Annotated in this window: 18 protein-coding genes and 2 pseudogenes; 17 read left to right on the top strand and 3 right to left on the bottom strand. The window is 31.8% G+C overall.

The window, feature by feature from the left end; all coding sequences use genetic code 11:
- Window positions 1-122: 122 nt before the first annotated feature.
- A complete protein-coding gene (gene rnhC / locus ACXQH5_RS06145) occupies window positions 123-1061 on the bottom strand; it encodes a ribonuclease HIII (protein ID WP_001284269.1) in 939 nt (312 codons plus the stop codon).
- Window positions 1062-1435: 374 nt separating this feature from the next.
- On the opposite strand from rnhC, the pseudogene zapA reads away from it, so the two are divergent.
- The 5 genes and pseudogenes from zapA (at window position 1436) to trxA (ending at window position 6854) form a co-directional block, all read left to right on the top strand.
- Window positions 1436-1695: pseudogene (zapA, locus tag ACXQH5_RS06140) on the top strand (cell division protein ZapA).
- 7 nt (window positions 1696-1702) lie between these two features.
- Window positions 1703-2224 (top strand): CvpA family protein, encoded by a 522-nt coding sequence (locus tag ACXQH5_RS06135; protein ID WP_000234071.1) that lies wholly within the window; start codon window positions 1703-1705, stop codon window positions 2222-2224.
- Window positions 2225-2296: 72 nt separating this feature from the next.
- Window positions 2297-4009, top strand: a complete 1713-nt coding sequence (gene polX, locus ACXQH5_RS06130; protein WP_000161946.1) for a DNA polymerase/3'-5' exonuclease PolX — start codon at window positions 2297-2299, stop codon at window positions 4007-4009.
- 9 nt (window positions 4010-4018) lie between these two features.
- On the top strand, window positions 4019-6367 hold the full coding sequence (locus ACXQH5_RS06125; RefSeq protein WP_001249291.1) for an endonuclease MutS2: 2349 nt from the start codon (window positions 4019-4021) through the stop codon (window positions 6365-6367).
- Window positions 6368-6539: 172 nt separating this feature from the next.
- Window positions 6540-6854: a thioredoxin gene (gene trxA / locus ACXQH5_RS06120; RefSeq protein WP_001018928.1), complete on the top strand. Its 315-nt coding sequence runs from the start codon at window positions 6540-6542 to the stop codon at window positions 6852-6854.
- A 62-nt stretch (window positions 6855-6916) separates the two neighbouring features.
- Here the strand turns inward: trxA and ACXQH5_RS06115 are convergent, their stop codons facing one another.
- Window positions 6917-7012 carry a hypothetical protein gene (locus tag ACXQH5_RS06115; RefSeq protein WP_031844936.1) on the bottom strand — a complete coding sequence of 32 codons (96 nt, stop codon included), beginning with the start codon at window positions 7010-7012 and terminating at the stop codon, window positions 6917-6919.
- Window positions 7013-7177: 165 nt separating this feature from the next.
- Between ACXQH5_RS06115 and uvrC the strand changes: the two genes are divergently transcribed.
- From uvrC to ecb, 9 genes and pseudogenes are all read left to right on the top strand, one after another.
- Window positions 7178-8959: an excinuclease ABC subunit UvrC gene (gene uvrC, locus ACXQH5_RS06110; protein ID WP_000390527.1), complete on the top strand. Its 1782-nt coding sequence runs from the start codon at window positions 7178-7180 to the stop codon at window positions 8957-8959.
- Window positions 8960-9282: 323 nt separating this feature from the next.
- A complete protein-coding gene (locus ACXQH5_RS06105) occupies window positions 9283-9897 on the top strand; it encodes a succinate dehydrogenase cytochrome b558 subunit (RefSeq protein WP_000079317.1) in 615 nt (204 codons plus the stop codon).
- A gap of 51 nt (window positions 9898-9948) precedes the next feature.
- A complete protein-coding gene (sdhA, locus tag ACXQH5_RS06100) occupies window positions 9949-11715 on the top strand; it encodes a succinate dehydrogenase flavoprotein subunit (RefSeq protein WP_000818283.1) in 1767 nt (588 codons plus the stop codon).
- Complete coding sequence (gene sdhB / locus ACXQH5_RS06095; protein WP_000139712.1) at window positions 11715-12530, top strand: succinate dehydrogenase iron-sulfur subunit; 816 nt, start codon at window positions 11715-11717, stop codon at window positions 12528-12530. The genes sdhA and sdhB overlap by 1 nt, the downstream gene beginning before the upstream one ends.
- Before the next feature lie 240 nt (window positions 12531-12770).
- Window positions 12771-13571, top strand: coding sequence for a glutamate racemase (gene racE / locus ACXQH5_RS06090; RefSeq protein WP_001039658.1), 801 nt, complete (start codon window positions 12771-12773; stop codon window positions 13569-13571).
- Window positions 13572-13582: 11 nt separating this feature from the next.
- Window positions 13583-14170, top strand: coding sequence for an XTP/dITP diphosphatase (locus ACXQH5_RS06085; RefSeq protein ID WP_000659317.1), 588 nt, complete (start codon window positions 13583-13585; stop codon window positions 14168-14170).
- Complete coding sequence (locus tag ACXQH5_RS06080; RefSeq protein WP_000049481.1) at window positions 14163-14666, top strand: YfcE family phosphodiesterase; 504 nt, start codon at window positions 14163-14165, stop codon at window positions 14664-14666. The genes ACXQH5_RS06085 and ACXQH5_RS06080 overlap by 8 nt, the downstream gene beginning before the upstream one ends.
- 128 nt (window positions 14667-14794) lie before the next feature.
- Window positions 14795-14905, top strand: a pseudogene (locus tag ACXQH5_RS06075) (hypothetical protein); the annotation flags it as partial.
- A 250-nt stretch (window positions 14906-15155) separates the two neighbouring features.
- A complete protein-coding gene (gene ecb, locus ACXQH5_RS06070) occupies window positions 15156-15485 on the top strand; it encodes a complement convertase inhibitor Ecb (protein WP_000739208.1) in 330 nt (109 codons plus the stop codon).
- 369 nt (window positions 15486-15854) lie between these two features.
- Here ecb and ACXQH5_RS06065 read toward each other — a convergent pair whose 3' ends face one another.
- Window positions 15855-16253 carry an FPRL1 inhibitory protein FLIPr gene (locus ACXQH5_RS06065; protein ID WP_000739567.1) on the bottom strand — a complete coding sequence of 133 codons (399 nt, stop codon included), beginning with the start codon at window positions 16251-16253 and terminating at the stop codon, window positions 15855-15857.
- Window positions 16254-16923: 670 nt separating this feature from the next.
- On the opposite strand from ACXQH5_RS06065, the gene ACXQH5_RS06060 reads away from it, so the two are divergent.
- From ACXQH5_RS06060 to ACXQH5_RS06050, 3 genes are all read left to right on the top strand, one after another.
- Complete coding sequence (locus ACXQH5_RS06060) at window positions 16924-17430, top strand: SA1002 family membrane protein (RefSeq protein WP_000584398.1); 507 nt, start codon at window positions 16924-16926, stop codon at window positions 17428-17430.
- Window positions 17431-17688: 258 nt separating this feature from the next.
- Window positions 17689-18186, top strand: coding sequence for a complement convertase inhibitor Efb (efb, locus tag ACXQH5_RS06055; RefSeq protein ID WP_000791583.1), 498 nt, complete (start codon window positions 17689-17691; stop codon window positions 18184-18186).
- Between the two features lie 153 nt (window positions 18187-18339).
- A complete protein-coding gene (locus tag ACXQH5_RS06050) occupies window positions 18340-18690 on the top strand; it encodes a complement inhibitor SCIN family protein (RefSeq protein ID WP_000669535.1) in 351 nt (116 codons plus the stop codon).
- The last annotated feature ends 663 nt before the right edge of the window (window positions 18691-19353 follow it).

Raw genomic sequence — 19353 nt, 5'->3', positions numbered from 1 at the left:
TATGACTTACCTAATAGGATTTCCTATTAGGATCCAATTTATCTTGATTATAAATCAAAGAGGCACAGCGGAATACAGTTGATGCTTCGCACAACTGCATAAAAGCCTCTAATGATTAAAAATCAAAGAGGCTTTAAAATTTTTTGGGCTTTTTCACGATTTTTAAAATGCTTTTTTGAAATGGTATCTAAACGTGAAATACCGTATTTTTTTATAATTTTGGCGGCGATTACATCGACTTTAGCACCGGCACCTTTAGGAATTGTCATATTAATATTTTTTGATATTTGATCCATATACGTAACAAATGCGTATCTAGAAATTATGCTTGCCACTGCAATGGCTAATGACTTCGATTCTCCTTTTGTTTCAAATTTTGTTTTCTTTGGAAGTGGTATATCGGATAATGCGTAATGGCTATACACTTCGCGTTTTGCGAACTGATCAATGACGATATAGTCTAATTGAGACGAATCAATTTTTTCAAGTACATTTTTGATGGCTTCATTATGAAGAACAGCTTTCATTTTTACTTGAGTCCAGCCTTTTGCTTGCTGAATATTATATTTTTCATTGTGTAGTGTTAAAAGTGAATGTGGGATGAAAGTAACCAATTGTTCAGCAAGCTCTACAATTTTGGTATCGGTTAATTTTTTTGAATCATCTACACCCAAAGTTTTTAAAATAGGAACATGCTCTTTGGTAACGAAAGCAGCACATACAGTCAATGGACCAAAGTAATCGCCACTTCCAGCTTCATCACTACCAATACAGTTAAATTGATCATACATTAAAGTTTGTTCAAGAAAAGAATTAGCCATATTTTTCTTTTTAGTTTTATTAGTATTCAATTGAGAAAGCTGCGGTAGAAGTTCTTCAGACACAGCTTCTGCATGATTACCTTGAAACATGACTTTACCTGATTGGTAAATATTTACAGTTGTATTTTGATACTTTGCACGTGCTTTCATACCTTGAGGTAAATTCTCAGTATCAAAAGAAATGCGTGACATTAATGTCGTTATGTCTTTATCCGACAATTTAAAAACGATATTCGCCATTTGTGTAAATCCTTTCATATAATTTCATTATCATTAGCAAAAATAATCATATCATAAATGATAATAACGTCAGAAACATTTATATATGTTGTAAAGAATTAATTGCGGATACTTACAAAATACATAGTGGTCATGTATAATGTTTATGAAAATGTTATAGTGACACAATTTAAACATGATAAAGTATTGAATAGAAAATTCTTTACATTATTTCATTTCATTATAAAAAGAACATTAAGTCATCTATAGAGATTGTGTTGTTGTTTTATCATAATTGCAATATAACAATATTAGTATCAAATTCAGACAAACTATCCAGTCATATTTTATAACGTGAATTTAGATTTTAAAAAAAGGATCAGGAGAAATTATAAATGGCACAGTTTAAAAACAAGGTAAATGTATCAATTAATGATCAGCTTTTTACAATTGTTGGGGAAGATAACCCAGAGCACATACGATATGTAGCACATTTAGTTGATGATAAAATAAAAGAATTAGGGTATAAAGCAGCAGGTTTAGATACTTCAAGAAAAGCAATACTAACTGCTGTGAATATTATGCATGAAAAAGTACTATTAGAAGAAGAAAATCGTCGTTTGAAACAACAAATTCACAAATTGCAGCAGCGTGAGCAATAAATGGTCATTGATTTTATCATAATCATTTTCTTTGTGTATTTTGTCATCGTTGGATTCAGACGAGGTTTTTGGTTATCTATGATACATTTGAGTGCAACGATTGTATCATTGTGGATTGCCAGTCAATTTTACAAATCTATTGTAGAAAGATTAATTGTATTTATTCCATATCCTAAAACAACAGCATTTAATACAACTTTTGCGTTTCATTTTAATCATCTACAAAATCGATTTGAAGCGATTGTAGCTTTTTTAATGATTACATTGTTTTGTAAGTTCATTTTATATCTAATTATCGTAACTTTTGATAAAATAATAGCGTATCAAAACATTCATATTTTCAGTCGTGCAATGGGAATGATAGTTGGTGTGTTTATGACAATAATTGTCTTAAACTTTACGTTATATCTATTGGCATTATATCCTAACGAAGCATTACAACATCAGCTTAAAATATCTATTGTGAGTCATTCATTGATTTTTCACATCCCATATTTATCGGCTTTCACCATTAATTTATAAATTATCATAAGAGGTCAGGACAAAGGTATATATTAATGATACGTCCTGGTCTTCTTTTTATGGAGTGTTATTATGACAAAAAAAGATGTTATCAAACTATTAGAACAAATTGCTACTTATATGGAATTAAAAGGGGAAAATACTTTTAAAATATCAGCGTATCGAAAAGCAGCTCAAAGTCTTGAATTAGATGAACGACCATTAGATGAAATATCTGATGTAACGGAGTTAAAAGGCATTGGTAAAGGTGTTGCAGAAGTAATCAATGATTACCGTGAGACCGGTGAATCTCAGTATTTACAGCAATTACAGGAAGAAGTTCCAGAAGGTCTTATTCCACTTTTGAAAATTCAAGGACTTGGAAGCAAGAAAATTGCTAAGCTATATAAAGAGTTGAATATTGTTGATAAAGCTTCACTTCAAGTTGCTTGTGAAAATGGAAAAGTTAGTGAATTAAGCGGATTTGCTAAGAAAACGGAACAAAACATATTAGAAGCTGTGAAACAACTTGGTGCTAAGAAAGATAGATATCCAATTGATCAAATGAGAAGACTTAATCAAGAAATAATTGATTATATAGATACATTAAATTATATCGATCAATATTCATCTGCAGGAAGCTTCCGTCGTTTTAAAGAAATGAGCAAAGATTTAGATTTCATAATAAGTACCGATAACCCAAAAGCAGTGCAGCAACAATTATTAAATATTCCCAATAAAGTAAAAGAAGTTGCAGTGGGGAACACAAAAGTTTCATTAGAATTAGCGTATGATGATGAAACAATTGGTGTCGATTTTCGATTAATTGAGCCAAGTGCTTTTTATCATACATTGCAGCATTTTACTGGGTCAAAAGAACATAATATAAGAATTCGACAACTTGCTAAAGCACGTGATGAAAAAGTAAGTGAATATGGAATTGAACAAGCTGATGGTACATTAATTCAATATGATAGTGAAGCCAAAATATATGAACATTTTAATGTGAATTTTATACCACCTGCTATGCGAGAAGATGGTAGCGAATTTGATAAAGATCTAAGTAATATCATTACATTAGATGATATTAATGGAGATATTCATATGCATACAACGTATAGTGATGGTGCGTTTTCTATTCGAGACATGGTAGAAGCAAATATCGCAAAAGGTTATAAATTCATGGTAATTACTGATCATTCACAAAGTTTACGTGTTGCTAATGGCTTACAAGTAGAAAGACTTTTAAGACAAAACGAAGAAATTAAAGCTTTAGATAAAGAATATAGTGAAATTGATATTTATTCAGGTACAGAAATGGATATATTACCTGATGGCTCACTGGATTATGATGATGAAATTTTAGCACAACTTGATTATGTAATTGGAGCTATTCATCAAAGCTTTAACCAATCAGAAGAACAAATTATGGAACGATTAGCTAATGCATGTCGCAATCCATACGTGCGACATATAGCGCATCCAACAGGGCGTATTATAGGTAGAAGAGATGGTTATAAACCGAATATTGAACAATTAATGGCATTAGCTGAAGAAACGAATACAGTATTAGAAATTAATGCCAATCCACATCGACTGGATCTGAACGCTGATATCGTTCGTAAATATCCAAATGTGAAATTAACTATTAACACTGATGCGCATCATACAAATCATTTAGATTTTATGAATTATGGCGTAGCAACTGCGCAAAAAGGATTTGTAACAAAAGATAGAGTGATTAACGCATTATCGCGTGAAGCTTTTAAAGACTTTATTGAAAATAATATAAAACTTAAGAAATAGAGGGATTTTATGAGACAAAAAACATTAGACGTCTTAGAATTTGAAAAAATAAAATCACTCGTTGCCAATGAAACAATTAGTGACTTAGGCTTGGAAAAGGTCAATCAAATGATGCCAGCTACTAATTTTGAAACGGTTGTTTTTCAAATGGAAGAAACGGATGAGATTGCTCAAATCTATAATAAGCATCGTTTACCAAGCTTGAGTGGCTTATCTAAAGTATCAGCATTCATTCATCGCGCTGATATTGGCGGCGTTTTAAATGTATCAGAGCTTAACTTGATAAAAAGATTAATTCAAGTACAAAATCAATTTAAGACATTTTATAATCAATTGGTTGAAGAAGATGAAGGTGTTAAATACCCAATATTAGATGACAAGATGAATCAATTACCTGTGTTAACAGATCTTTTTCAACAAATAAATGAAACATGTGATACGTACGATTTATATGATAATGCGAGTTATGAATTGCAAGGGATTAGAAGTAAAATTTCTAGCACGAATCAACGTATTAGACAAAATTTGGACCGTATTGTTAAAAGTCAAGCAAATCAGAAAAAATTATCAGATGCTATTGTAACAGTTAGGAATGAAAGAAACGTTATACCTGTCAAAGCTGAATATCGACAAGATTTTAATGGGATTGTACATGATCAATCTGCTTCAGGACAAACATTGTATATTGAGCCATCATCAGTTGTTGAAATGAATAATCAAATTAGTCGATTACGTCATGATGAAGCAATTGAAAAAGAACGCATTTTAACGCAACTAACTGGTTATGTGGCTGCGGACAAAGATGCACTGCTTGTGGCAGAACAAGTCATGGGTCAGTTAGATTTTTTAATCGCAAAAGCGAGATATAGTAGAAGTATTAAAGGAACAAAGCCGATATTTAAAGAGGAACGTACTGTATATTTACCTAAAGCATACCATCCATTATTAAATCGTGAGACTGTTGTAGCTAATACCATCGAATTTATGGAAGATATTGAAACGGTAATTATTACAGGACCGAATACAGGTGGCAAAACAGTAACATTAAAAACATTAGGTTTAATTATTGTTATGGCTCAATCAGGATTGTTGATTCCAACACTTGATGGTAGTCAGTTGAGTGTATTTAAAAATGTATATTGCGATATCGGAGATGAACAATCAATAGAACAATCATTATCAACTTTTTCATCTCATATGACGAATATAGTTGAGATTTTAAAGCATGCAGACAAACATAGTTTAGTTTTATTTGATGAATTAGGTGCAGGTACAGATCCAAGTGAAGGTGCTGCTTTAGCAATGAGCATTTTAGACCATGTTAGAAAAATTGGTTCTCTAGTAATGGCAACGACGCACTATCCTGAACTTAAAGCATATAGTTATAATCGAGAAGGCGTTATGAATGCGAGTGTAGAATTTGATGTAGATACTTTGAGTCCAACGTATAAGTTATTAATGGGTGTACCGGGTCGTTCAAATGCTTTTGACATTTCTAAAAAGTTAGGTCTTAGTTTGAATATTATTAATAAGGCTAAGACGATGATTGGTACTGATGAAAAAGAAATAAATGAAATGATTGAATCATTAGAGCGTAATTACAAACGTGTAGAGACACAGAGGTTAGAACTGGATTGTCTTGTAAAAGAAGCGGAGCAAGTGCATGATGATTTATCTAAGCAGTATCAACAATTCCAAAATTATGAAAAGTCTCTAATAGAGGAAGCGAAAGAAAAAGCAAATCAAAAGATTAAAGCTGCAACAAAAGAAGCCGACGATATTATTAAAGATTTAAGACAATTGCGTGAACAAAAAGGTGCAGATGTTAAAGAACATGAATTGATTGATAAGAAGAAACGATTAGATGATCATTATGAAGCGAAATCTATAAAGCAAAATGTACAAAAACAAAAATACGATAAAATTGTTGCTGGTGATGAAGTAAAAGTATTATCTTACGGTCAAAAGGGTGAAGTTTTAGAAATTGTCAATGATGAAGAAGCAATTGTTCAAATGGGAATTATTAAAATGAAGTTACCTATTGAAGATTTAGAGAAAAAACAAAAAGAAAAAGTTAAGCCAACGAAAATGGTTACACGTCAAAATCGTCAAACAATTAAAACTGAACTTGACTTACGAGGCTATCGTTATGAGGATGCTTTAATTGAACTAGATCAATATTTAGATCAAGCCGTTTTAAGTAATTACGAACAAGTTTATATCATTCATGGTAAAGGTACAGGTGCACTTCAAAAAGGTGTACAACAACATTTGAAAAAGCATAAATGTGTTAGTGACTTTAGAGGTGGTATGCCAAGCGAAGGTGGATTTGGCGTTACCGTTGCAACTCTAAAATAAATTATAATTTGATAAATTAAATAGCTGCAGTTAAAATAATGTAAAGCAACAAGAATACATTTCAAACATGTTATTTGAAATAAGCATAAAAATTGAGCAAATAGAAATACATGAAGCATGTTATCTGATATAATTTGAACATCATAATAATAATTAAGGAGGATTGGCATTTATGGCAATCGTAAAAGTAACAGATGCAGATTTTGATTCAAAAGTAGAATCTGGTGTACAACTAGTAGATTTTTGGGCAACATGGTGTGGTCCATGTAAAATGATCGCTCCAGTATTAGAAGAATTAGCAGCTGACTATGAAGGTAAAGCTGACATTTTAAAATTAGATGTTGATGAAAATCCATCAACTGCAGCTAAATATGAAGTGATGAGTATTCCAACATTAATCGTCTTTAAAGACGGTCAACCAGTTGATAAAGTTGTTGGTTTCCAACCAAAAGAAAACTTAGCTGAAGTTTTAGATAAACATTTATAAGTTACAACCAATGACGACTGGGGCATTTCTTTAATGAATTGCTCCAGTTTTTGTTTGTGTTTTTAATATAAAAAGTTGAATGATAAGTCATCATATTGTTTACGACTTGAGAATGGTGGGATTAATAAATCTATGAACGATAAATGATAATCAAGCATGCTAATAGACATGTAGCAGTTGGTTTGATAAAACAATGTTCAATATTACATGATGTGCATGAAAAGTCATACTCGAAGATGTTGACTATGAACTAGAATTAGTGGTGATAAATTTGAAGCACTTTTGTAGTATCATTCATTTTAAAATTAGAAGGGGGGATATTTTTGGAAGACTATAAGCAACGAATTAAAAATAAATTAAATGTCGTACCTATGGAACCAGGCTGCTATTTAATGAAAGATCGTAATGATCAAGTGATATATGTTGGCAAAGCTAAAAAGCTAAGAAATCGATTGCGATCATATTTTACGGGCGCTCATGATGCTAAAACAACGAGACTGGTTGGTGAAATACGTCGCTTTGAGTTTATTGTCACGTCTAGTGAAACAGAGTCACTTTTACTTGAATTGAATCTGATTAAACAATATCAACCTAGATACAACATTTTATTAAAAGATGATAAAAGTTATCCATTTATTAAAATTACGAAGGAAAAATATCCTAGACTACTAGTGACGAGAACTGTAAAACAAGGTACTGGCAAATATTTCGGACCGTATCCGAATGCATATTCTGCTCAAGAAACTAAAAAATTATTAGACAGAATATATCCATATCGCAAATGTGATAAGATGCCAGATAAATTATGTCTTTATTACCATATTGGACAATGTTTAGGACCATGTGTATATGACGTTGATTTGAGTAAATACGCACAAATGACGAAGGAAATTACTGATTTTCTGAATGGGGAAGACAAAACAATTTTAAAAAGTTTAGAAGAGCGAATGTTAACTGCAAGTGAATCACTTGATTTTGAACGAGCTAAAGAATATAGAGATTTAATTCAACATATTCAAAATCTAACTAACAAACAAAAAATTATGTCATCAGATAAAACGATTCGTGATGTCTTTGGTTATAGTGTTGATAAAGGATGGATGTGTATCCAAGTTTTCTTTATACGACAAGGTAATATGATAAAGCGAGATACAACGATGATTCCATTACAGCAAACAGAAGAAGAAGAATTTTATACATTTATTGGACAATTTTATAGCTTAAACCAACATATTTTACCTAAGGAAGTTCATGTACCACGTAATTTGGATAAAGAAATGATTCAATCTGTTGTGGACACTAAAATCGTTCAACCCGCGCGAGGTCCCAAAAAAGATATGGTTGACCTAGCTGCACATAACGCTAAAGTATCCTTAAATAATAAATTTGAATTAATATCACGTGATGAGTCCAGAACAATTAAAGCTATTGAAGAACTTGGAACACAAATGGGAATTCAAACACCAATTAGAATTGAAGCATTCGATAATTCTAATATTCAAGGTGTGGATCCAGTGTCAGCAATGGTTACATTTGTCGACGGTAAACCAGACAAGAAAAATTATAGAAAGTATAAAATCAAAACGGTTATAGGTCCAGATGATTACAAATCAATGAGAGAAGTAGTAAGACGACGATATTCTCGCGTTTTAAACGAAGGATTACCATTACCTGATTTAATAATAGTAGATGGTGGTAAAGGACATATGAACGGGGTTATTGATGTGCTACAAAACGAATTAGGTCTTGATATCCCTGTTGCAGGTTTGCAAAAAAATGATAAACACCAAACATCTGAATTATTATATGGCGCTAGTGCAGAAATTGTACCACTGAAGAAAAATAGCCAAGCATTTTATTTGTTGCACCGTATCCAAGATGAGGTTCACAGATTCGCAATCACCTTTCATAGACAAACACGTCAAAAGACCGGCTTGAAATCAATACTTGATGATATAGATGGTATCGGTAGCAAACGTAAAACATTATTATTGCGTTCATTCGGTTCAATCAAGAAAATGAAGGAAGCTACACTTGAAGATTTTAAAAATATAGGTATTCCTGAAAACGTTGCAAAGAACCTACATGAACAATTGCATAAATAAATTACAGGGCGTGAGAATCATTCTCATGCCCCAAAATATATGAAATAATGTTACAATATGGTTAACAAAGTTATTTTTTTGAATGTACGTGGAAGCGTTTTCTAAATGAGAAAGTTTATCATCATAAGCAATCTTAAATATCGAATCCAAATGTTACATTGTTCGACATGCAGTTTGGTGATCGTGCAGTGTGTATTTGTCTTTAATTTGTTTCGCTTAATGATAATGACAACGCTAGAAACGATATCACTTTAGGGGGTTAAGCGTACGTTTAATATAAATAGCTCAATAAATTAAATATTCGTTCACAGGGGGGACTCCTTTTGGCTCAATCAAAAAATGAATTTTATCTAAGACGTATTCACTCGTTATTAGGTATTATCCCAATAGGTGCATTTTTGGTCGTTCATTTATTAGTGAATCACCAAGCAACACAAGGTGCTGAAGCGTTTAATAAGGCATCTAACTTTATGGAATCATTACCATTTCTAATTATTGTAGAATTTTTATTTATATACATTCCGTTGTTATATCACGGTTTGTTTGGTATACACATTGCATTTACAGCAAAAGAAAATGTTGGACATTACTCGATTTTTAGAAACTGGATGTTCTTCTTCCAAAGAGTGAGTGGTATCTTAACATTTATCTTTATTGGTATCCATTTATGGCAAACACGTTTACAAAAAGCATTTTACGGCAAAGAAGTGAATTACGATTTAATGCACGAAACATTGCAACATCCTGGATGGGCAATATTTTATATTATTTGTATTATTGCTGTTGTGTTCCACTTTGCAAATGGCTTATGGTCATTCTTAGTTACTTGGGGTGGACTTCAATCTCCAAAATCACAACGAGTATTTACATGGGTTTCATTAATCGTATTCTTAGTTATTTCGTATATTGGTGTTACTGCAATTATTGCCTTTATGTAATACATCGCATTTAACAAATATAGATTGAAAATTTAGGGGAGTGACATTTTTATGGCAGAGAAACATCTTATTGTTGTCGGAGGTGGCCTAGCGGGCTTAATGTCAACAATTAAAGCGGCAGAAAAAGGTGCACATGTAGATTTATTCTCAGTTGTACCAGTAAAGCGTTCGCACTCTGTTTGTGCCCAAGGTGGCATTAATGGTGCGGTCAATACTAAAGGGGAAGGCGATTCTCCTTGGATTCACTTTGATGATACAGTGTATGGTGGCGACTTCCTTGCAAACCAACCACCTGTTAAAGCGATGACAGAGGCAGCACCTAAAATTATTCATTTATTAGACCGTATGGGCGTAATGTTCAATAGAACAAATGAAGGTCTATTAGATTTTAGACGTTTCGGTGGTACATTACACCACAGAACAGCATATGCAGGGGCAACAACTGGACAACAATTATTATATGCATTGGATGAACAAGTTCGTGCATATGAAGTAGATGGATTAGTTACGAAGTATGAAGGATGGGAATTCCTTGGCATAGTTAAAGGTGACGATGATAGTGCAAGAGGTATCGTTGCACAAAATATGACAACTGCTGAGATTGAAACATTTGGATCAGATGCAGTTATTATGGCAACGGGTGGCCCTGGTATTATTTTCGGTAAAACAACAAACTCAATGATTAATACAGGATCAGCGGCTTCCATTGTTTACCAACAAGGCGCTATTTATGCTAATGGTGAGTTCATTCAAATTCATCCTACTGCAATACCTGGTGATGATAAACTACGACTAATGAGTGAATCAGCACGTGGTGAAGGTGGACGAATTTGGACATATAAAGATGGTAAGCCTTGGTACTTCTTAGAAGAGAAATATCCTGATTATGGTAACTTAGTACCTCGTGATATCGCAACGCGTGAAATTTTCGATGTATGTATTAACCAAAAATTAGGTATTAATGGCGAAAACATGGTATATCTTGATTTGTCACATAAAGATCCACATGAGTTAGATGTCAAACTAGGTGGTATCATTGAAATTTATGAAAAATTCACTGGTGATGACCCACGCAAAGTACCAATGAAGATTTTCCCAGCTGTCCACTATTCAATGGGTGGTCTATATGTAGATTATGATCAAATGACAAATATTAAAGGGTTATTTGCAGCTGGAGAATGTGACTTCTCTCAACATGGTGGTAACCGCTTAGGTGCCAATTCATTGTTATCAGCGATTTATGGTGGTACAGTAGCAGGTCCAAACGCGATTGAGTATATTTCAAATATTGATCGATCATATACTGATATGGACGAAAGTATTTTTGAAAAACGTAAAGCTGAAGAGCAAGAACGTTTTGATAAATTATTAGCTATGCGCGGTACAGAAAATGCATATAAATTACACCGTGAACTTGGTGAAATTATGACAGCAAATGTAACTGTTGTTCGTGAAAATGAAAAACTGTTAGAAACAGATAAAAAGATTGTTGAATTGATGAAACGTTATGAAGATATTGATATGGAAGATACTCAAACTTGGAGTAACCAAGCGGTATTCTTTACTCGTCAATTATGGAACATGTTAGTACTTGCACGTGTTATTACGATTGGTGCATATAACCGTAACGAATCACGCGGTGCCCATTATAAACCAGAATTCCCAGAGCGTAATGATGAAGAGTGGTTAAAAACGACAATGGCCTCATTCCAAGGCGCATTTGAAAAACCACAGTTTACTTATGATGACGTCGATGTGAGTTTAATACCACCTCGTAAACGTGATTACACAAGTAAGTCTAAAGGGGGTAAAAAATAATGACTGAACAATCAGTGAAAAACACTCCACAACATGAAACACAATCTAAACCGAAACAAAAAACAGTAAAATTAATTATTAAACGACAAGATACAAGTGATTCTAAGCCTTATGAAGAAACATTTGAAATTCCATATCGTGAAAATTTAAACGTCATTGCATGTTTAATGGAAATTAGACGTAACCCAGTGAATATTAAAGGTGAAAAAACAACACCTGTTGTCTGGGATATGAACTGTTTAGAAGAAGTATGTGGAGCATGTTCTATGGTTATCAATGGTCGTGCAAGACAATCTTGTTCTGCGATTGTTGATCAATTAGAACAACCTATTCGTTTAGAGCCAATGAATACTTTCCCAGTTATCCGTGACTTACAAGTTGATCGTTCTAGAATGTTCGATAACTTAAAACGTATGAAAGCATGGATCCCAATCGATGGAACGTATGATTTAGGTCCGGGACCACGTATGCCAGAGAAAAAACGTCAAACAGCTTATGAATTATCTAAATGTATGACATGTGGTGTATGTTTAGAAGTTTGTCCTAATGTTACTGAAAATAATAAATTTGTTGGTGCGCAAGCAATCTCGCAAGTTCGTTTGTTTAATTTGCACCCAACAGGATCTATGACTAAGGATGAACGTTTAAATGCGTTAATGGGTACAGGTGGCTTACAGCAATGTGGTAATTCACAAAACTGTGTTAATGCTTGCCCTAAAGGTATTCCATTAACAACATCCATTGCAGCAATGAACAGAGAAACAACATTCCATATGTTTAAATCATTCTTTGGTTCAGACCATGAAGTAGAATAAAAATTAATCCCTTTTGAGTTAAAATGTTATGTTCCTTTCAAAATTAAATTGAATGGAGATACACAATAACTTAGAAGGGATTTTTTTAATAGGCAGATTACATGACAATATGATAGTGGGCTGATTTAAAACAAGTATTATATTATAATGACAAAAATGGTAAACACAGTGCATAATACTAAAATCCAATGCTTAGTTATGATAAACTAAAAATTAAATTAAAAGTAAGGATGACCGAATATGAATAAACCAATAGGTGTAATAGACTCTGGTGTCGGAGGTTTGACAGTAGCTAAAGAAATTATGCGTCAGTTGCCAAATGAGACGATTTATTACTTAGGTGATATTGGGCGATGTCCATATGGGCCAAGACCAGGAGAACAAGTAAAACAATATACAGTTGAAATCGCTCGTAAATTAATGGAATTTGATATAAAAATGCTCGTGATTGCTTGTAATACAGCAACTGCTGTAGCTTTAGAATATTTACAAAAGACCTTATCAATCCCAGTGATTGGCGTAATTGAACCAGGTGCTAGAACAGCAATAATGACTACTAGAAATCAAAATGTATTAGTACTAGGAACGGAAGGTACAATTAAATCTGAAGCATATCGTACGCATATTAAACGTATAAATCCACATGTAGAGGTACATGGCGTTGCCTGTCCAGGTTTTGTGCCACTTGTAGAACAAATGAGATATAGTGATCCAACAATTACAAGCATTGTCATTCATCAAACACTGAAACGTTGGCGTAATAGTGAGTCTGATACTGTCATTTTAGGATGTACCCACTATCCATTGCTCTATAAACCTATCTATGATTATTTTGGTGGTAAAAAGACAGTGATTTCGTCTGGATTAGAAACGGCTCGTGAAGTTAGTGCATTGCTAACATTTAGTAATGAACATGCAAGTTATACTGAACATCCAGATCATCGATTTTTTGCAACAGGTGATCCTATTCACATTACTAACATTATCAAAGAGTGGTTAAATTTATCTGTCAATGTGGAACGTATATCAGTGAATGACTAGGAGGATTTTTAATGAAAGAGATTGTTATTGCATCGAATAATCAAGGGAAAATAAATGACTTTAAAGTGATATTTCCAGATTACCACGTAATAGGTATTTCGGAACTAATACCAGATTTTGATGTGGAAGAAACAGGATCAACATTTGAAGAAAATGCTATATTAAAATCAGAAGCTGCTGCAAAAGCATTGAATAAAACGGTCATAGCTGATGACAGTGGACTAGAAGTTTTTGCATTAAATGGTGAGCCAGGTATATACTCTGCACGTTATGCTGGTGAAAATAAAAGCGATGAAGCAAATATTGAAAAATTATTAAATAAGCTTGGTAATACAACTGATCGTCGTGCGCAATTTGTTTGTGTCATAAGTATGAGTGGCCCTGATATGGAAACAAAAGTATTTAAAGGTACTGTTTCAGGTGAAATTGCAGATGGAAAATATGGTGAAAATGGTTTCGGATATGATCCGATATTTTATGTACCGAAATTAGATAAAACCATGGCTCAACTTTCTAAAGAACAAAAAGGGCAAATTAGTCATAGACGAAATGCGATTAATTTACTTCAAGCTTTTCTTGAAGGTGATAAAAATGTCTAAATGGATTATTGTTAGTGATAACCATACTGAATCAGGCGTTTTATATCAAATTTATGAAATGCACCCAGATGCAGATGTATATTTACATTTAGGAGATTCAGAATTCGCGTATGATGATACGGAACTTAGCTTATTTAATAGAGTAAAAGGCAATTGTGATTTTTATCCAGAATTTGAAAATGAAGCGGTCGCAAAATGTAATGGCGTGAAAGCATTTTACACTCATGGGCATTTATATCAAGTCAATCGAACAAGAGATTTATTAGCTAAAAAAGGACTTGAATTAGGTTGTTTGTTTGCATTTTATGGACATACACATGTGGCAAAATATGAGTATATTAATGGTGTTCATGTTATTAATCCTGGAAGTATATCTCAATCTAGAAGTTCAATGGAAGAAACATATGCTGAAGTTATTATTGATGATCAAACTTTACATGGCACCATCAATTTCAAAAATCGACATCACGAAACAATAAGTCATACTACTTTTTAAATAGAAAGTAGCTATGGCTTTTTTTAGTTTATAGACTGATTTAACTAGGAGGTCGTGACATGAATGTTTATTTAAAAGTATTTCTGACAATTTTATAAGATAACTGGAATGAATAACACATTTATGTTATGAAAAGAATTGTAATTTTGGGGAATGTGATTGTTGATGGTTCTATATGGTTGAATCATGTTGATTATTTGGTTAAAAGTGTATTGTTAAAAAGTATAAAATTAAGATTCTAAGAAGTCAGGAAATTTGAAATTTTAGTTAAAATCATGAATCGTATACATATTTAAAAGGATTTCTAAAGGCATAAATTATATCAATAATTTGATGGTTAAAATATGGAGTAGCAAAATTCTTGAAATTCAGAAATGTAGTGACACAAATATTAATGTTTAGTTAATAAATAGTTAATGTAGTTTTTTGTATCTGTCTATTATTATAAATATATACAAAATAAATATTTGAGGATAGGTGTTATTAATTATGAAAAAGAATTTTATTGGGAAATCAATTTTAAGCATAGCTGCTATTAGTTTAACGGTATCAACGTTTGCCGGTGAATCTCATGCACAAACTAAAAACGCTGAAACTGTAAAAAAATATAACGAGTATCAAACAAACTTTAAAAAACAAGTAAATAAAAAAGTTGTGGATGCACAAAAAGCTGTAAACTTGTTCAAACGTACAAGAACTGTTGCAACACACCGTAAAGCACAAAGAGCTGTTAACTTAATTCATTTCCAACACAGTTATGAAAAGAAAAAATTACAAAGACAAATCGATCTAGTTTTAAAATATAATACTTTAAAATAATTGATAGAAGCCATGCTATAGAGTGTGGCTTTTTTGCTATATCCAAAGGTATAATTAATTTATAATGTTGTGTTCATTTGAATGGTGAGGTTATTGGGATAAATCTTATATATAATTACTTAAAAGTGAATGCAATAGTTGTTTATGTTTTGAATAAGCGAGGTGGCTATTGTGAAAAGGAAATCGAATGTATTAACAATCATAAAAATTGTAACGGATATAGTGGCAACCGTGTTAATCATACGTGCTTTATTAAACAGTCGTAAAGATGCTAAATAAATTGGAAGTTACCTAAAATAAAAAAGCACGCCAAAACGTTAGCATTGTTTTCTAACGTTTGGCGTACAACTATTTAATTCAGTATATTAATTATTGCCAAGTAATTTCGCTGATTTCACCAGAACCAACCACTGGAATATTTTTTCTATGTTCTTCTAATGGGCGAGTGATATCGAATGTATAATAACCATTTTTACCACCGTCTTTGATTTTTACTACAGCTCTTGTATTGCCTTTACCCATCTTTTTAGCTATTACATATAAGTCTTCAACAGTTTTACCTTTATAGTGTTCGTTTTTTTCATCGGCTTCTTTTATTAATTTATCAGCACGTTCATCGTCCTTTTTAGCTTGATCTGCTAAATTTTTAGCGATTTCTAAACCTCTCCATTCATAACTAAAGAAAGCTTTAGCATCATTAGTTTGAGTTAAAAGACCTGCAGCGATTACTGTAGATGCGATAATAGTTTTTGTGATATTTTTTTTCATAATAAGTTCTCCCTGTAAAATAAATTTGTACTTACTAATGCGAGTACACTGCTATTTTACAAACGGTTTCATGCATTTACCAGTTAACACTTCATTAATTAAAATTAAGTGCAAATTAATAAGGTTTAATGCAATCGAAAAAGAATAATGATGAATTTGATGTTATTATTTTTATTTGAGGTATTATTGAATTTGTTGATAGTATAATAATAGTAGTAAACGTCACTCAACTATGATTGAATGATTTTTATTGTTAAAACTATATATATTTCTCTGCATTTTGTTTGCTATGTTGAGTATACAAACACTCCAAATTGTTATACACATAGCTTTTTTGATAATTAATGTTTATAAAGCAAAGAAATGACACATAGTAGAGAATTGATTAATATGTATAATTTTACTTATAAAGAAATAAGAGATATATTCTAATTAAGGTTGATATGTTATGATTAATATATAAGTTAAATATTATACTATTTAGTTGAATTATACATTTTCGAAGTAAGCATAATTCAACACTTACATTTTTAAATAGATAAAATAGTGTAAAATCACGTGCCAAGATTACTATAGAGTAGGCATTGAGTATTATTGGCAATCACTTAAGTGATTGTTATTTTTTCGTGGTCAATAATAAAGATATAAATAAATATATTGAGGTCAAACGATGATAATTAAAATTTTAACAATTCTATTACTACTTTGTATATTGAGCTATTTGGTTACAAATAGAAAGAAGCCTTTTCTGTTCTTAAAGACACTCTTTATGGGTGTGGTATTTATCTTTATAGGATATATTTCACTGGCGATATCTGCCGTAATTATTTATGGTATTATTCAATTTATCACAATTGATTTTGGTAGTTTTTTCTTAATGGGTATTATATTGATCTTGATTTCAAGTATATTCCAATTATTTATAGTTAGATTACTTTTTAGAAAAAAGAATGTCGATTTGACAGAGGTTGTCGTTTTAGAACATTTAATTCAATGGTTCTTAGTTTACTTTGCGATCTATCAGGCAGTAAATGAAAAAATGGACATTAATGATATTAATATCGACAATTTCCAATCTGTCTTTTTTGACGTGTCTAATTTGAATTTAGTAATTCTACCAACATTAATCATTAGCTGGGTAACAATATTTAACTATAGGATGAGAAGTTACAAATAAAATCTATGAAATTATACCATCAGACACCAACATTCAAATGGTGTCTTTTTTGTTGTGTGGTTTTATTTTTGAAATTCGAAAAAGTAGAGGCATGAATTTTTTGACTAGTGTATAAGTGCTGATGAGTCACAAGATAGATAACTATATTTTGTCTATATTATAAAGTGTTTATAGTTAATTAATAATTAGTTAATTTCAAAAGTTGTATAAATAGGATAACTTAATAAATGTAAGATAATAATTTGGAGGATAATTAACATGAAAAATAAATTGATAGCAAAATCTTTATTAACAATAGCGGCAATTGGTATTACTACAACTACAATTGCGTCAACAGCAGATGCGAGCGAAGGATACGGTCCAAGAGAAAAGAAACCAGTGAGTATTAATCACAATATCGTAGAGTACAATGATGGTACTTTTAAATATCAATCTAGACCAAAATTTAACTCAACACCTAAATATATTAAATTCAAACATGACTATAATATTTTAGAATTTAACGATGGTACATTCGAATATGGTGCACGTCCACAATTTAATAAACCAGCAGCGAAAACAGATGTAACTATTAAAAAGGAACAAAAATTGATTCAAGCTCAAAATCTTGTGAGAGAATTTGAAAAAACACATACTGTCAGTGCACACAGAAAAGCACAAAAGGCAGTCAACTTAGTTTCGTTTGAATACAAAGTTAAGAAAATGGTCTTACAAGAGCGAATTGATAATGTATTAAAACAAGGATTAGTAAAATAAAACTTCAATCGTTGCTGTTATGTGGAAATAAATAATTAAATGTTATGTTAATTTTTATTAATGAAAAAAGTAATCTATTTAATGACAGGTTAATGTAATTGTCCTGAAATTGACTATATAATCAGTAAGTATCAATTTTAAGGAGAGTTTACAATGAAATTTAAAAAATATATATTAACAGGAACATTAGCATTACTTTTATCATCAACAGCGATAGCAACTTTAGAAGGGAATAAAGTTGAGGCAAGTAGTAAGAAGGATTATATAATTCAAAGTGAGTATCATGATAAACAAATTGCAGATGAGCTAAGATCATTACTTAATAAATCTAATGTATATGATTTAGCTGCAGGTAGCTTAAATCGCTATTATAAGCAAACGATTATGATGAATGAACATAGAGCTAAAGCGGCATTAAGGAGCAATAATTTCGATAAAATGGCTGAAGCTAAAGTTGCGTTAGAAAAAATATACAAAGAAATTTATGAAATTATAAATAGATAATAAATAAAACAGGTTGAGACAGCAGTAAAAATGGTCTTAACCTGTTTTTAATTTGCATATGTGATAAATTCTATATCAAAATGCTTATGTATAATGAATGACATTTAAAAGTAGGGGAGACTAATATAAATACAATAGTTCCTAGTGTTACTCTCAAAATAACTATATCAATTATTTATTTTGCTCTCCTATTTTTTTAAAATTGTACATGTTTTAACAATCAAAATTGTACATTATTAAATTATCATTTCCAGTTCTAGTGCTATATTGGTAGTTAGTTGACTATATGAAAATACGCATGTAACAAGTTTTTTCAATACTCGTGGGGCCCCAACACAGAGAATTTCGAAAAGAAATTCTACAAACAATGCAAGTTGGGGTGGGCCCCAACATAGAGAAATCGGATCACCAATTCCAACAGACAATGAAAGTTGGCGGGGCCCCAACATAGAGAAATTGGAACCCCAATTTCTACAGACAAAGCAAGTTGGGGTGGGGTCCCAACACAGAAGCTGGCGAAAAGTCAGCTTACAATAATGTGCAAGTTGGCGGGCCCCAAACATAAAGAAATACTGTTTCTTTAGAAATTAGTATTTCTTATGCATGAGTTTTACTCATGTATTCATTTTTTAAGTACACATTAGCTACAGCTAATGATAAAGA

It is taken from the genome of Staphylococcus sp. SA22 (assembly GCF_054165785.1).
Note: the sequence above shows the minus strand (reverse complement) of the source record. Positions and strands in the feature narration are given on the sequence as shown.